This is a genomic window from Zunongwangia pacifica (assembly GCF_023499215.1).
In the GTDB taxonomy this organism is placed as follows: Bacteria; Bacteroidota; Bacteroidia; order Flavobacteriales; family Flavobacteriaceae; genus Zunongwangia; species Zunongwangia pacifica.
Genome location: NZ_JAKHSK010000002.1, coordinates 152,846 through 168,221 on the forward strand (window position 1 = coordinate 152,846; position 15,376 = coordinate 168,221).

At 38.0% G+C, this 15,376-nt stretch carries 10 protein-coding genes; all 10 read right to left on the minus strand.

Features of this window, described 5'->3' with window-relative positions:
- Positions 1-812: 812 nt before the first annotated feature.
- On the minus strand, positions 813-1,730 hold the full coding sequence (locus L1967_RS02015; RefSeq protein ID WP_249600045.1) for an EamA family transporter: 918 nt from the start codon (positions 1,728-1,730) through the stop codon (positions 813-815).
- Positions 1,723-2,517, minus strand: a complete 795-nt coding sequence (locus L1967_RS02020; RefSeq protein WP_249600046.1) for an alpha/beta hydrolase — start codon at positions 2,515-2,517, stop codon at positions 1,723-1,725. The genes L1967_RS02015 and L1967_RS02020 overlap by 8 nt, the downstream gene beginning before the upstream one ends.
- Positions 2,518-2,595: 78 nt before the next feature.
- Complete coding sequence (locus L1967_RS02025; protein WP_249600047.1) at positions 2,596-3,180, minus strand: Crp/Fnr family transcriptional regulator; 585 nt, start codon at positions 3,178-3,180, stop codon at positions 2,596-2,598.
- A gap of 164 nt (positions 3,181-3,344) precedes the next feature.
- Positions 3,345-6,203, minus strand: a complete 2,859-nt coding sequence (locus tag L1967_RS02030; protein ID WP_249600048.1) for a TonB-dependent receptor — start codon at positions 6,201-6,203, stop codon at positions 3,345-3,347.
- 178 nt (positions 6,204-6,381) lie between these two features.
- The gene (ggt, locus tag L1967_RS02035) at positions 6,382-8,094 is read right to left on the minus strand and encodes a gamma-glutamyltransferase (protein WP_249600049.1); all 1,713 of its coding nucleotides are present in this window, start codon (positions 8,092-8,094) and stop codon (positions 6,382-6,384) included.
- A gap of 843 nt (positions 8,095-8,937) precedes the next feature.
- Positions 8,938-10,143, minus strand: a complete 1,206-nt coding sequence (locus tag L1967_RS02040; protein ID WP_249600050.1) for a C40 family peptidase — start codon at positions 10,141-10,143, stop codon at positions 8,938-8,940.
- Positions 10,144-10,161: 18 nt separating this feature from the next.
- Positions 10,162-11,181 carry a dipeptide epimerase gene (locus L1967_RS02045; RefSeq protein WP_249600051.1) on the minus strand — a complete coding sequence of 340 codons (1,020 nt, stop codon included), beginning with the start codon at positions 11,179-11,181 and terminating at the stop codon, positions 10,162-10,164.
- Between the two features lie 9 nt (positions 11,182-11,190).
- Positions 11,191-12,852 carry a glycoside hydrolase family 10-like protein gene (locus L1967_RS02050; RefSeq protein ID WP_249600052.1) on the minus strand — a complete coding sequence of 554 codons (1,662 nt, stop codon included), beginning with the start codon at positions 12,850-12,852 and terminating at the stop codon, positions 11,191-11,193.
- Positions 12,853-12,940: 88 nt separating this feature from the next.
- Positions 12,941-13,732, minus strand: coding sequence for a DUF4397 domain-containing protein (locus L1967_RS02055; protein ID WP_249600053.1), 792 nt, complete (start codon positions 13,730-13,732; stop codon positions 12,941-12,943).
- A gap of 10 nt (positions 13,733-13,742) precedes the next feature.
- Positions 13,743-15,368, minus strand: coding sequence for a SusD/RagB family nutrient-binding outer membrane lipoprotein (locus tag L1967_RS02060; protein WP_249600054.1), 1,626 nt, complete (start codon positions 15,366-15,368; stop codon positions 13,743-13,745).
- Between the last annotated feature and the right edge of the window lie 8 nt (positions 15,369-15,376).

Genomic DNA, 15,376 nt, shown 5'->3' on the forward strand with positions numbered 1-15,376 from the left:
GAGAGACTAGACCACTGCGCTGATAGAAAATAGACTAGAGAAGCAAGATTTAAGAATCAAGAAGCAGGAAACAAGACTGAATTATTTTGAATTTTGAATGCTGAATTCTGAATGAAGATTCAAAGCTTTTTTATCGTTTGTCATTTCGACCCTGCCTCGCCGGCAGGCAGGTGAAGCGGAGCGTAATGGAGAAATCTTATAGATGGTTAAGATTTCTCGGCTTCATTTTATTGCGCTCGAAATGACAGAATCTTCGGAATTGATATTTGTTACATCTTAATTTTTGCTGTAAACGGTAAACCGTAAGCTTTTCTGAAACTGGACCGCTGCGCTGTTAGGTTTGAAGAATCAAGATGCAAGAGTCAGGAATCAGGATTAAAATCTGAATTTTGAATGCTGAATTTTGAATAATTTTTTTAAAATATTGTATACTGTAAATAGTATATTGAAATAGCCTTCTTCATTCCATTTATGAGAAATATGGAATTGTATAGAGTGTCATTTCGACCTTGCGGAGAAATCTTGTTTTAGTGAGGAATTAGAAAATAGAGAAGAGAGAATAGACGAGAGAATCAAGATACAAGAGTCAGGACTACTTAATCTGGAATTTGAAACCTTAAACATTGAATTCTAAAGGTGTCATTTCGACTGAAGCGGAGCGTAATGGAGAAATCTATTTTTAGTTAGAATCTAGAAAATAAACGAGAGATGCAAGATCCAAGAAACAGGAATCAGGATTAAAAGGTTGAATTTTAAATGTCGAATTTTTAATAATTTTTTGGTTAAAAACCGGCTACTTTTCAGCTAAAAACCTAATCACTTTCCTGCTTTTTATGAGTTTTGAATAATTTTCTCCAGTTAATAAGTAGTACAGCACATAAAATGATCACAATCCCCAACCATTGCAGTAAAGAGATTTCTTCATTTAATACCAAATATGCACTAAATACCGAAACGGGAATTTCCAGGGCGGCAATTATGCTTCCTAAACCTGTGCCTATTTCAGGAAAACCTTTATTAAATAAAATGGGAGGCAAAATGGTTCCAAAAAACCCTAAAAATATACCCCATTTTAAAAATACTTCCGCATTGAATTCTTCTAATATTTGAACATTCCAAAAAACGATAACCACTAAAAATCCGCCATACACCAAATATTTGCTACGGGTAATTACAGGCAACTCTAATGATACATTATTAGAAGCATACATCGCACCGGTATAACTTAAGGCCGCTAATAATCCAAAACCAATACCTGTAAAATTGATATTTAGATCAGCTTCAAAAATTTGAGCTGCAAATACCGTCCCTACAATCGCAACAAAGGCTCCTAGTACTTTTGTTTTAGTTATAAGATGCCGAGCCATAACATATTCCAGAACCACTCCCATCCAAATAGTTTGCATAAGCAAAATAATCCCTACAGAAACCGGTACATATTGTATTGACAGGTAATAGAAACTACTGGTAAGCCCTAACGTGGTTCCAAAAAGCACTAATTTGAATTTTGGAAATTTAGAAATAGCATTGGAATTTGTTGAAAGCTTAGCCTGCTTTGAAACAACTAAAGAAATAATGCTTAATAACAACACCCCGAATAAATACTGAGAAAATGCCAGACCTGCGGTGCCAAAACCATCATTATTGGCATACTTTACAAAAGTAGCTAAGACTCCGTAACATGAAGCTCCTAATGCTATAAAGAACACTCCTTTTAGACTGCTATTCATTACGCTTAAATAAAGTATTTATTAAAAATAACTGAGTTTTAGCGGCCTCAGACCAATACGCGGCATCGTGTTTTCCCGGACTTTCTATGTAAATATGGGGAATATTCAATTCTATAAGCCTTTTATGGAGTTTTCTATTTTGTTCTATTAAAACATCATCGTAGCCACAGCTTATTATTATTTTTTGCACTGAATTTTTAAATTGCTCTATTTGTGAACTGGCAGTATAAGCCTTCCAATTATTTTTATTAGCTCCTAATATTTTTGGAACACCATAATCTTCCCCGTAAGGGAGCATATTAATCGCCCCACTTATACTTCCAATGGCCGAAAATAATTCAGGATGACGAGCTCCCAGATAAAGTGCACCATGACCGCCCATACTCCATCCCATAATCGCTTTTTGAGATTTTTGCGTATGGTATTTATGATCGATATAATCAACCAGCTCGGTAGTTATAAAGGTTTCGTACTTCGAATTTTTGATGGGACTATCAATATACCAGCTATCATAATTACCATCAGGTAACACAAAGTTCATATTGTAGCTAGAGCTAAGTTTTATTAAAGAGGGAATATCCTTTTTCAGCGTTCGCTCGGGATAACCGCTATATCCGTGCAGTACGTAAACGGTGGGAAGATTGTTATTTCCTGAAGGAGTTATAACAATGGTTTTAACTTCTTTTTGCATCGATGTACTATAGACTTCTAACGTATCTATTTGCTGGGCAAATGCATTAATGCAAAACATGATAAGAGCAGAAAAAACCAATAGCGAATACTTCATTTTCAAAATATTTAAATTAGAAAAGCAAAACTATAGCTCTTTAGTTTTTAAAACATCTACAAATGTTGAGAAAACCAATTAATTTTTAACAGTCTTTCTAATTCGGCTTAATTGTGTTGGGGTAATCCCCAGATAAGAAGCAATTTGATGTTGTTTTAATCGATTTTCGATATTCTTATATTCCTGCTGAAATTGCCCATATCTTATTTTAGCGCTTTCATATTTTAAATTGATTTCTAAAGGTTCTTTAGCCACCACCCAATTTTTCTCTAAATAATTAATATGAAAAAAGGCAATTTCAGGAAATTGCTTGAGTAATACTCTATAATCACTATTCTGATATACTAAAATATGGGTTTCTTCTAAGGCTTTAATAGTGAAAAGACCTGGTTTCTCCTGAATAAGTGCCGAGGTAGAAGCGACGAACGAATTTTCAGCGAAAAACTTTTTAATAACAACATCGCCATTTTCAAACGTATGGAAATACGAAAACAAACCGCGATCGATATAAGCATAGGATTTTGGTATTTGCCCCTGTTGCAAAAAAACAGCTCCTTTTTGTATAATTTCAGGTTTTACAATTTCCAAAAAGGCTGCCATAGCTTCTTGGGATAAGTGATGATACTCTTGTATTGCTTTTTTAAACCGCTGTATCATTTTCATTAAAAGAATTGAGTTAATTATTATTAAGCAAAAATAATAACTAAAAACCTCACAGTCCTGTATAGCGATCAGGACTATGAGGTTTATATACGCATACTAAAAATATGCAGCTTTACACTCCTCTAAAAGGAAGCTATGCTTTTAAAACGATGAGCAGCTTTGTGCTATTGCAATTTCAAGTTCAGTCTTGCAAAAAGGTAGCGCCCTCCAATACCAAATTGAGCATTTCTGGGCCAGTCGAACCTTCCACTACTTCGGTTACTTTCAACCCTGTTTCTATCAGGATATAAATCGAATAAATTATTAGCTCCTATTGTTAGATTAATCGATTCTGAAAAGTTATAGCCTACTGAAAAATCGGTTACCACTTTGCCAGAATAAATTTCTTGATTAGCAGGTGTATTTGAAGGTTGTGTTACCTCACCAAAATATACATTACGAACAAAGAAATTAAAATCTTCTACCGTAAGCACATTGGTTAAATTAATCTTTGTTCTGGGTACCGCTTCCTCTAAGTAAATTCGGTTATCTTCAGAAAAATAAGTATCTAGCTTATTTTGTAATAAAGGTGATGCATGAATATCGCCTACACGTTTGGTTTGGGTAAAAGTACCTGCAAGATCATTTTTCAATTTCCATCCATTATCAAAATAGGTATTTTGGGTAAGTACAATATCTAAACCTTTAGATTCGGTATCTATCGCGTTCGCGAAAAATGCCGCGGCTTCAGCATTTGCGCTTCTAAGAATCTGACTAATTTCTGAATCTGGATCGTCATCACTAAAGCGCCCGGTATACACCACCCTATCGTCAATTGCTACAAAATAAGCATCGGCAGTAATTGTTAAATTCGCATCTGGGATTTTAGCGGTTATTCCTAAACTGGCACTTTTCGAGGTTTCCTCTTTTAAATCTGGAATGCCCAGCAATTTCGCTGCTCTACTATCATTAGAGAAAGTTCCCACCTGTACCGGATTTCCTTCGTCATTAAAAACTGTAGAAGTTGAGTTATAATAAATTTGATGTAACGATGGTGCTCTAAAGCCCGTATTCACCGCTGCTCTTAAATTGATATCATCGGTAAGTTTATATCTGGAAGCTACTTTAAAATTCAATGTAGATCCAAAATCTGAGTAATTTTCGAATCTTCCGGCAAAGGTGAGTAGAAACTCTTCGGTTACATCGGCTTCAAAATCGGCATACGCCGCTACACTATTTCGCTGTCTGGAGATGGCATTATCGGGACTAAAGCCCGGGAAAACCTGTGCACCACCTGCTCTGGCATTTCCGAAGAAATCTGTAGCAGGTTGCTGGCTGGCATTGGTGATAACCGTTCCATCCGCGGTATATTGCGCATACGATTTTTCTTCTCCGGCGATAATATCATAATTTTCCAAGCGATATTCTCCACCAAAAGCCACATTAAATCCTTCGAACAATCCCGGAAAGAACTGCGAAACATCAAGGTTAGTCGTGTTTTGAGAAAAAGAAAATCCACCGGCATCAAAACTGGTAGGACTGGTTCCTAGCAACGAAGCGTTGGAGGTATTGTCTATAAAATACATAAACTCATTTTCTCCCCAGGTATTACTAAAATCGACATCCCAATCACCTACTTTACCACGTATTCCGGCGGCAATAGATTTGTCACTGATCTTAGAATTTATTTCTGGTAAAAATCCGTTGATATAATAGGGTGTATAGGTACGGCTTTGGTTGGGTAATCTATAAAATCCGGCTGCATTTCCTTTTCTGGAGCTTAAACCACTAAACGCATAAAGCTCGGTTCCATTATCATCTAATGGTAATGCAAAATTGGCAAATAAACGCCCACCACGTAACGCAGACTGCCCTACTCTCATATTAAAATCAGATCGACTTAAACCTCGTGCTGCCAATTCATCTTCAGTGACATCCCTTCCTAACAAATTTTGTAACGTAGCACGATCGTTTGCCTGAGCTATTTCATTTTTAAAATCTGCAGAAAAATAATCTACCTGTTGTGCATAGTTCTGAATTTGCTGATTGGATAAATTACTAAGATCTGCATTATCCTGATAGGCTTGCCATTCTACCGCATTATAGGCATTAAAAATACTTCCTTCCCAGGCTTTCATACGGTTATAAGAATCGCGATAATCAAAATCTCCTGAAAAGTTGATAAATCCGCCTTTATCTCCTAACGGAATTCCGTAACTGGCCGCAACATTAATACTTTCACCATCCATACCACCGGTTTGTTCGTTGGCATTTCTGGATACATTAGTACCGGTGGTTACATTAAAATTAAGGGTATTCACCTCATCTTTCAAAACCACATTGATCACGCCGGCAATCGCATCAGAGCCATACTGGGCGGCAGCACCGTCCCTTAATACTTCAATTCTCTTAATTGCAGCTGCGGGGATCGCATTTAAATCGGTCCCCACACTCCCTCTACCAAAAGTTCCGTTTACATTAATTAAGGAAGACGTATGGCGACGTTTTCCGTTAATTAATACCAAAACCTGATCTGGCCCTAAGCCTCGTAACGAAGCGGGATCGATATGATCTGTCCCGTCTGATAAAGATTGGGTGGTAGACGTGAAAGATGGCGCTACATAATTAAGAATCTGGTTTACATTTACCTGCGGCACTGAAACCTGTAGTTCTTCAACATCCAAAACATCTACGGGCACGGCAGATTCGGTCACTGTTCTGCTTCGGTTTCTGGAACCTACCAGCACGACTTCGTCCAGGTTTGTACCGCTTACCATTTGCACGTTTACTGTGGTCGTGGTGATTTCAACTTCCTTTTTTTCGAAACCTACGAAGGTAAATACAAGGGTTTGTCCTAATTCAGCTTTAATATTAAAATTCCCATCAAAATCGGTTACCGTTCCGGTTTGTGTTCCTTTAAGCTGGATGGTCACTCCGGGTAAAGGTTGCGCATTCTCATCGGTGACGTTTCCGGTGATATTTTCCTGTTGTGCGCTTAAGCTCAGACTTATTAGTAGGAAAAACAGGGTAAAAATTCTATTCATAGCGTTTTTGGTTTAGTAAATACCTCAGGGCAACCCCATGAGGCATTTGTTAGAAAATTATTTTTATTTCGAGGTATCCTAATTCTGATAGCTCTCGGGATCGGGACCAGAACATTTAATCTCGATTATCGAGTAGATGAATCTAGAACCTCAGGGAAATTAAACCCTGAATGAGGGATTAAAAACCGATAGCGGTATCATCGCCTCTAGGGTCGGCCCCTCCTTCTAAATTACCATTGGGTAGTACTTTTATTGCATCTACTTTACCGATAATTCTAGATTCTTTTTGATTAATTTTATAGCCTTTTTGCTGAAGTTTTTTTATTGTTTTTTCTGAAAATCCTTCAGGTTCCATCATTATTTCGTCAGGTAACCACTGATGGTGAAAGCGTTTTGCTGAAACAGCCTCCTGCATCGATAAGTCAAATTCAGCCACATTTAAAAAAGTTTGTAAAACTGAAGTAATTATTGTTGAACCTCCCGGCGAACCAACAACCATCCATAATTCACCATTCTTTTCAATAATGGTGGGTGTCATCGAACTAAGCATTCGCTTTTCTGGTGCAATCGCATTGGCTTCGGCACCTATTAAACCAAACATATTAGGGACTCCCGGTTTTAAGCTGAAATCGTTCATTTCATTGTTCATAAAAAAACCGAGTTCCGGGATGTATAATTTCGATCCATAGGCTCCGTTTAACGTAGTGGTTACCGATACCGCATTTCCTTCGGAATCCACAATCGAATAATGGGTAGTTTCATTACTTTCGTAGCCCTTTATAGCGCCATGTTCTATGGTTGAAGATGGTGTAGCTGCATCGAAACTGAAATTGGCCATTCTTTCACTTAAATATTCATCTGACAATAAACTATCCTGTGGTACCGCGTAGAAATCGGGATCACCTAAATAAAAACTTCTGTCAGCATAAGCTCTACGTTCTGCTTCAGTTAACACCTGAATGTATTTTGTAGAATTTTGATTGTAATCTTTTATCGGAAAAGGCTCGATCATTTTTAAAATCTCCCCTAAAACAATTCCGCCGCTAGAAGGCGGTGGCATCGAAATGACCTGATATTCTTTATACGGAATACGAACCGGATTTCGCCATTTGGCCTCATATCTCAGTAAATCTTCTTCTGTTAAAATTCCACCCTGCATTTGTAGAAATTCCAGTATTTTTTGCCCAGTTTCACCGCTATAAAATTCACTTCTTCCGTTAACTGCAATGCGTTTTAGTGTATTTGCCAGCGATTCGTTTTTAATAGTATCACCTATTTTATATGCTCTGGTGAAAAGAATGGTATCCTGATTCACTTGCATTAAAACCTCGCGGTATTTTTGTAATCGCTCCTGCTGTTTTTGGGTAACTACTACTCCTTTTTCGGCCAATTCGATAACCGGCTGTAATAATTCCTGAATTGGTAAACTGCCAAATTTTTCGTGTACTTTAAAAATTCCGGCAATGGTTCCCGGTACTCCAGATGCCATTGCTCCCAGTGTACTTTTCCCTTCGATTACTTCGCCATTTTCGTCCAGGTACATATTTTTTGAAGCAGCTAAAGGCGCTTTTTCACGATAATCCAAACTTCCTATTTCGCCATCTGCGGTGCGATAAACCATAAATCCGCCACCACCTAAATTACCGGCAAACGGATAGCTGACCGCCAGAGCCATTTCTGTAGCGACCATGGCATCGAAAGCATTTCCGCCTTTTTTCATGATATCGACCCCTATTTTAGATGCTTCTTTTCTGGCAGAAACAACCATTGCTTGTTCTGCAATTTCACCGGTTATATTTTTTTCAGCTGTTTCCGGCAATTTCGATTTGCAGGAAAAAAACAATAAAACCGATAGAATTACTAGGTTAATAGAAAAAGGGATTTTATTCATTTTAGATCTATGCTTAGTTTAGAATCACAAAGAACTAAATTAAAATATGATTTAGGAAATGTAAAGAATAGAAATTATTGAAAAGGATATAAAGCTTATTGATATCGCAGGATGAAATGGTGGATTTAGATCACCTTGCTGTTAGAATAGAGACTAGAGAAGCAAGAGGTAAGAAACAGGAAGCAAGATAAAATTTTTGATGCTGAATTGTCGTTATTTCTCCATTCCGCTACGCCCTAGTCGAAATTCCGACTTTTTATGTACGGTGAGCTATCTCGACCTTGCCTCGCCGGCAGGCAAGCGGAGAGATCTCTTTTGGAAAGTTGTTCTGGCTGAGATTTCTCCGTTCCGCTTCGCTACAGTCTAAATGACCAAATCTTCGGAATTGATACTTCGCTGGTTGAATTAGTTTTTAGCTGAAGGCTGACTGCTGTAAGCTATAAACCTTAAGCCTTTCTGAATTTAGACCACTGCGCCGTTAGAATATAGACTAGAGAAGCAAGATACAAGACTCAGGAATCAGGATTAAAATGTTGAATTTTGAATTATTTTTTTGAAGACTGTATACTGTAAACGGTATATTGAATTAGACTTCTTCATTCCATTTAGGATAAATATGAAATTCTATAGAGTGTCATTTCGACCTTGTGGAGAAATCTTGTTTTAGTGAGAAGCTAGGAAATAGAATATAAGAATAGACTAAAGAATCAAGAAACATGACAAAATTTTAAATTTTGAATGACTGCTAAAAGCTAATCGTTTTTCTGTTTACTGATAATTGTTTATTGCTAATTGATTTCGAGGCATCACGATGGCCATCGAGCCCGGAGCATTTAATCTCGATTATCGAGTAAAAATATCTTCTTCTTTTAAATACTGTAATCCTTTATCTTTCTCGTTTAGGATCCTTTTGGTACGTAGGTATCGGTTATAATTATATTCATCAAAATCTGTCGCGGTTGTATCCATAGTGCTTATGTGCACATCGCCCATAGAATGTATAAATTTATGGTCGCCAATCCACATGCCTACGTGAATCACACGTTCTTTGGTGGAATCTGTAGCTGGTTTTCCAAAGAATAATAAGTCTCCTGCAACAAGATTTTCGAAATTTCTGGTAGAATCTACTAAAACTCCGGTATGAACCTGTTGGGAAGCGTCACGCGGAATCACCATTCCGTTTAAAAAATAGACCGTTTTGGTAAAACCACTACAATCTACTCCTTTTGGCGAAGTGCCGCCCCATAAATAAGGGAGTCCCATTAATTTCTCGCCGGTCATTACCAATTCTTCACCATCAACATCTAAATCGGCTAACCAGGTTTTGTATGGTTTTGCATCAGATTTTGGCACAAAAGCAGTCCGCCCGTCAGGATAAACAATCTCATAGAAATTTCCAGTTTCAGCAGTCAGTTCTAAAATATCTCCGGCAACAAGATCTGAAACCACCCCTGCATCATTTTTAGCCGATTTTAGCGATTTCCCGTAAGGATTTAAATAGATTAGTTTTTCTTTAGATTTCCAGTCTGAAAACTCTTCTTTGGTCATGTTTTGGATACCGCCATAATCCACCCAGGCCAAATAGCCATCTGGTGTTTGAATATAGTACCAGCTCCCTTCTTTTTTATACACTTTTACGGGCATCCCCAGGGTGGTTTGCGTTACCAATTGCGCGGCATGGCGTGGTTCTTCACGAAGATTCGCTACTGAAATTTTGATCACTCCCATCGTTTGATGCTCTAAACCTTCAGCATCGGGTAAAGTTTTAATATTCGCCGTGTATTTTATGCCTTTTTGGTTTAATGTTTTTTCCAGATCTTCGGCAGCTTCAGGCATGTTAGTTTCTCCTTCGATATTAAATCTGTCTGCTTCTTTTTTAGCTTCAAAATCGAATAGCGCAACCCTTCCATCGGGAGCGTATACATTTTTTAAACTATCGATCACCAGTTGGGCTTCATTATTTTCTCCAGAAGTATTTTCGGTTTTCTCATTACAGCTTACCAAAACCGCTAAAACCAATGTCCAAAAACTATATTTTTTTATCTTCATTTTTACTGAATTTCAATCTTATTCAAATTTAAACAATTTTACACCGGTACCATTTTCATTCGGATAAATCACCTTTTCTGAAGTAATTTTCACTCCGGTTGAAGTATCATTTTTCAACAACAACGCACCGTCCATATCCACAAAATCGAGCATGGGGGCGAGTTGCGCAATGGCTGAAATCCCAACGGTCGATTCGGTCATACAACCTACCATGGTTTTTAAATCCAGGGCTTTTGCTTTTGCAATCATCCGCAAAGCGGGCGTGATTCCTCCGCATTTTGTGAGTTTAATATTTACACCATGAAAATGATCTGTACACTTTTCAACATCACTTTCTACAATGCAACTTTCGTCGGCGATTACTGGTAATGCTGAATTTTCATAGAGCTTTTTTTGTCCGTCATAATCATCTACCGGAAGTGGCTGCTCTAAAAATTCGACATTTAATTCTTTTAAAATATGACTATTCTCGATCGCCTGGCTGGCATTCCACGCCACATTCGCATCGATCCTAAAGACAGAATTTGTGTATTTTCGAAGCTCTTTTATAATTTCGATATCATGATCTGTCCCTAATTTGATCTTATATAAAGGCCACGGAAAATCGTTAATCTTACGAATCATTTCTTCGGTTGAAGCAATTCCAATCGTATAACTGGTTTGTGGTGCTTCAATAGGATCCAGCTTCCACAATTTATAAAGTGGTTGTTGTTTTCGCTTTCCGTAGAGATCGTGCAGCGCCATATCTAAAGCACAAAGTGCGAAAGTTTCGGTCTTTAATTCAGGATAAAGCTTTTCCCAGATAATTTCTGGAGGCTCTTCGATATGATTTTCGACGATTTGCTCTACTTTTTTTAGAGACCGAATCATGCCTTCTACCGTCACTCCATAATACGAAGTCGCCGCGGCTTCGCCAAAACCGGTAACGCCATCATGCGACACTGAAACTACCAAACTTGGCTGCACATCACGCGAAGCATGACTAATCCTAAAGGTATCTTTTAACTGCAGTTGATATTGGTGATATTCAATCTTCATTTTTTAAGCTTATTCTAATATAATTTCTTTAAAATCACTTTGGTTCCCGGTACGATCTACCGCCGTCATGCCGATTTTCGATAATTTTACCTTCTTTTCTCCTACCAGGTAAGAAAGCGTGGTCTTAAGTTCTGAAAGCTGATCGTTATTTAAGATTTTAAAGTCCCATTTACTGCCTTCGTACTGAAAATATAACACCCATCTAAAAACATCATTTTCATCTGGATGCTGCCAGGAAATTCTTAGTGTATTTCCATCAAGATTGGTTAAAACTTCAGGCAATTTTGGTGCTTTATTATCCATCCACGGGCTTGGTGGCACCAAAGCAGGTTTTCTAAAATAATTTTCGGCTAAAGCTTTTTCGGCTTCTTTATCATTCATTAGGGCTTTAAGGTTCCAGAGAACGGCTCCGGGATCTTCAGCCAACATTCCGCGGGTAATCATTAGCTGATTAAACAATTCGTTTTCATAACCTTCTTCTTCGATTAGCCCTGCATTAATTCCAGGCCAAATATGTCGATCCTTGGTATTTTCTTCTTTCCACCAGTTTAATAGTACCGGGAAACTCTGTGCGGTCTGATCGGTTTTCCAGTATAACTGCGGAGTGAGATAATCTACCCAGCCTTCATTTATCCATTTTTTAGCATCGGCATACAACTTTTCGTATTGATCGTAACCGGCGATAGATTGCGGATAACCGGGACGCCAAATCCCAAACGGACTAATCCCAAATTTTACAAAATCCTTCTCTTTTTTAACCAATTTCGCCACGCGTTCGATAAAATCATCTACGTTTTTACGACGCCAGTCTCCCCTATTTAGTTTTCCACCAGCAGTTTTATAGGTATTCCAGGTTTGATCGTCTGGAAAATCTTTTCCGCCATTATAAGAATCATAAGGATAAAAATAATCGTCAAAATGAATTCCGTCTACATCGTATCGTTTTACCAAATCTTCTACCACTGCTGCGGTACGATTCTGAACATCTTTACGTGCAGGATCCATCCAGTACATCCCGTTTTGTAATTTTACTACCATCTCTGGATTTGTTTTTACTACGGAAGCTGCGCTAATTTCGCCACCGGTGGTATGATAAGCACGATACGGATTTAACCAAACATGAAGTTCCATTCCTCGTTTATGCGCTTCGTTGATCCAAAAGGTAAGCGGATCATAAAAAGGTTGTGGCGCTTTTCCCTGCTGGCCGGTTAAAAAATACGACCAGGATTCGATATCACTTTGATATAAGGCATCGGCTTGCGGACGCACCTGAAAGATTACCGCATTATAGTTATGATTCGCTAAAAAATCCAGCAATTTTATCGCTTCACTTTGTTGCTGAGCGGTTGGCAAACCAGAACGTGACGGCCAGTTAATATTGGCGACCGTGGCGATCCATGCCGCCCTAAATTCGGCTACATCTATTGGCGGTTCGCTTTTTATAATTTCTTCCTCTACCGTAACTTCCTCGGGTAATTCTTCTTGTGTTACCTCTGCAGGTTTTGTGGTATCGGGTTCTTCTTCTTTTTCTTCTACAGGGATTTGGGGTTCTACAACTTCTGGCGGATTTTCTGGCGCTGAAGGTTGTACTGTTTTTTGAGTTTTACAGGAGGAAAAAAGTAGTGAAAATGTTACTAATACTGCTGCTGGATAGGAAATCGTAGTTTTCATAAAATTAAATAGGCATCGCACAATATTAAACAAAAGAAAGAGATATAGAAATGAATCTATTCTCTTTCTTGAACAAACCAAACTGAAATTATCTATCCCTCCAATAGTCGATATGACTTGAACTTGGATCTTCGGAATAGGTCCCTCTTATCTGCGTGGTATAAACTCTTCCTAAACTTGCCAAAGTTAATCCATGCTCTAAAAACGACTCTGATTCCTGAGGATCGTAATCTGTCCCTGAAGGAAATACTTTAAAGGTATAACTGCCCGGTGCTAACTCGGTATATTCTCCAGAACTTTTATACGATATTCCCTGTCCTAAAGAAACTACCCGGGCATCCTCTGCAGGTGAATTTTCAGTTGCCGGTACTGCCGCTCTAATGGCATAAACATCTACGCTAAACGGAATGTTTGCCATGGTATTCACAAATCTCCAGTAAATTAAATCGTGGCTGGGTTCTGGTAAATTATCCTCAATAAAAGCGATATCATAATTCTCTGAAGTTCCTACCAGATAAGCAGAATAATGATTTTGTGCTTCAGTAGTAATACTTGTACTTGCCAGATTTTGTGCTTCTAAAGTTTTTACGGCCAATTCACCGTTACCAGAGGGAATTAACGCATACGCATTACTGGGATAAACTGATTTATAGTCTAAAGCCTGTTCTTCGTCTTCACCAGAACTATTTTCTGCAGTGACTTTCCTATCATTAAAAAAGAATCCTGCGTTTGGTGCGTCTTCTGCATGAAAAAAGAACTTCATGTAACTCATATCCTCAGCTACTAGTTCTGTAACTTCGGGAATGGCATTTTTTTCACATCCCAGAACTATTAATGCTAAAAATGCGATGACTAAAAAATTTGCTGATATTTTTTTCATAATCTTGCTATTATTCGATGATACTAAACCAGGTTTCGTACGTATGGTAATCTTCTTCAAAAGCATTTAGTTTTTCCAGTGCCTCCTGATTCCACATATATTCTGAATTGTATCTGGGTCGTGCTCTATAAGCGGGGTTCCCGTTATTGGCTTCGTAAAGCGGATCGGGCAACGTAAAGCCCTGATAAACGGCTTGACTTTCATCTTCTATTCCTAAATCGTAGTGATATCTTCTCATATCAGACCAGGTTTCGAAGAATCCCCATCCCCAGGTCGCTATATATTTTTGAAGCATGATTTTAGATAATGTTAAACCTGCCGAAGTTTCAGGAAAAACAACAGTACTGCTTTCCATCAATGCTCTTCTTTGATCGTAAATTTCCTGATCTGGAGCAAAATCCCTGGCAAAATCCAAATGTGCATTTATGCCTTCTTTATAGGCTTCTAATGCCAATCCCATATCACCGGCTAAATAAGCGGCTTCAGATTTTATGAATTGTAACTGGGAGTAGGTCATTAGTGGAAATTCGGCTTCATTATTAAAGAAATAAATTTGTGGCGAAGGATTACTTCCTCTATAGCCTTCTTCATTCCAAAAGTTTTTGGGAACCTTATCGGCTTCAGCGGTTGTCCATTCGGAAATACCAATCTCAGGAGTAATTCCACGATACATACCATCTGGCGATGTAGCTAGCATTGATGTAATTCGTGGATCATTTAAATATTCTTCTTCAGTAGTAAAAACCGGATCCTGACCCAATAATGCCGGATCCTGAAAAACGGGGTTGCTACCGTTTAATAAGCCCAAAATAAATTTTGTTTGCCTGTAATATCCAATATTACCTCTTAACGGGCCAAAGAAATTGGTATTCGCACTAACCTTCCCCAGAAAACCTATTAACGCATTATCCTGGTTACCTGCCAATGCCTGATTTACATAATCTATTACTTGCTGAGGATCGTAACTGCTTTTATTGGTTAATCGATGTGCATTGATCGCTAAAAGTCCATAAGCTAACTTTTTCCATTTTTCTTTATCTCCCTGATAAATTAAATCTGCTTCGATTAAACCTGAATCTTCAGGACTTAAACCATCTGTACGATCTAAACTTTCTATTCCCAATTGTAATAATCGTTGAATTTCCTGATAAACTACAGATTGCTCGTCATAGTCAAAAGTTCTTCTATCTGTATCGAATGCCTGGGTAACAATAACAGGGCCGTGATAATCTGTAAGCAATTGCCAACCAAAAGCTCTTAAGATATATCCTACTCCCATAAAATCGTATTTCTCATTTAGTTCTCCACTTTTAATCATGTCTGAAAGGTTATACCCCATACTCCAATACACGGCTCTCCAAAGTTGTGCATAAGAATCTGATAACGGATTAGAATGGAGGTTTAAAGAGTATGTATTCCCTGAAGTATGAGCCCAATTTTGTGTATAAAATCCTGTAAACCTTCCATCCCATTGTATGGCCACCGCAAATTCAGATTCTATTTGAGGAAGAAAGAGTTCTGGTTGTAAAAGGGCGTCTGGTCCATTGGGATTAGTATTAACGTCTAAATAATCATCACAACTAATGCTGCATGTACTTATTAATAAAAGTAATGCTATATATATGTTATTTTTCATCTTTTCTT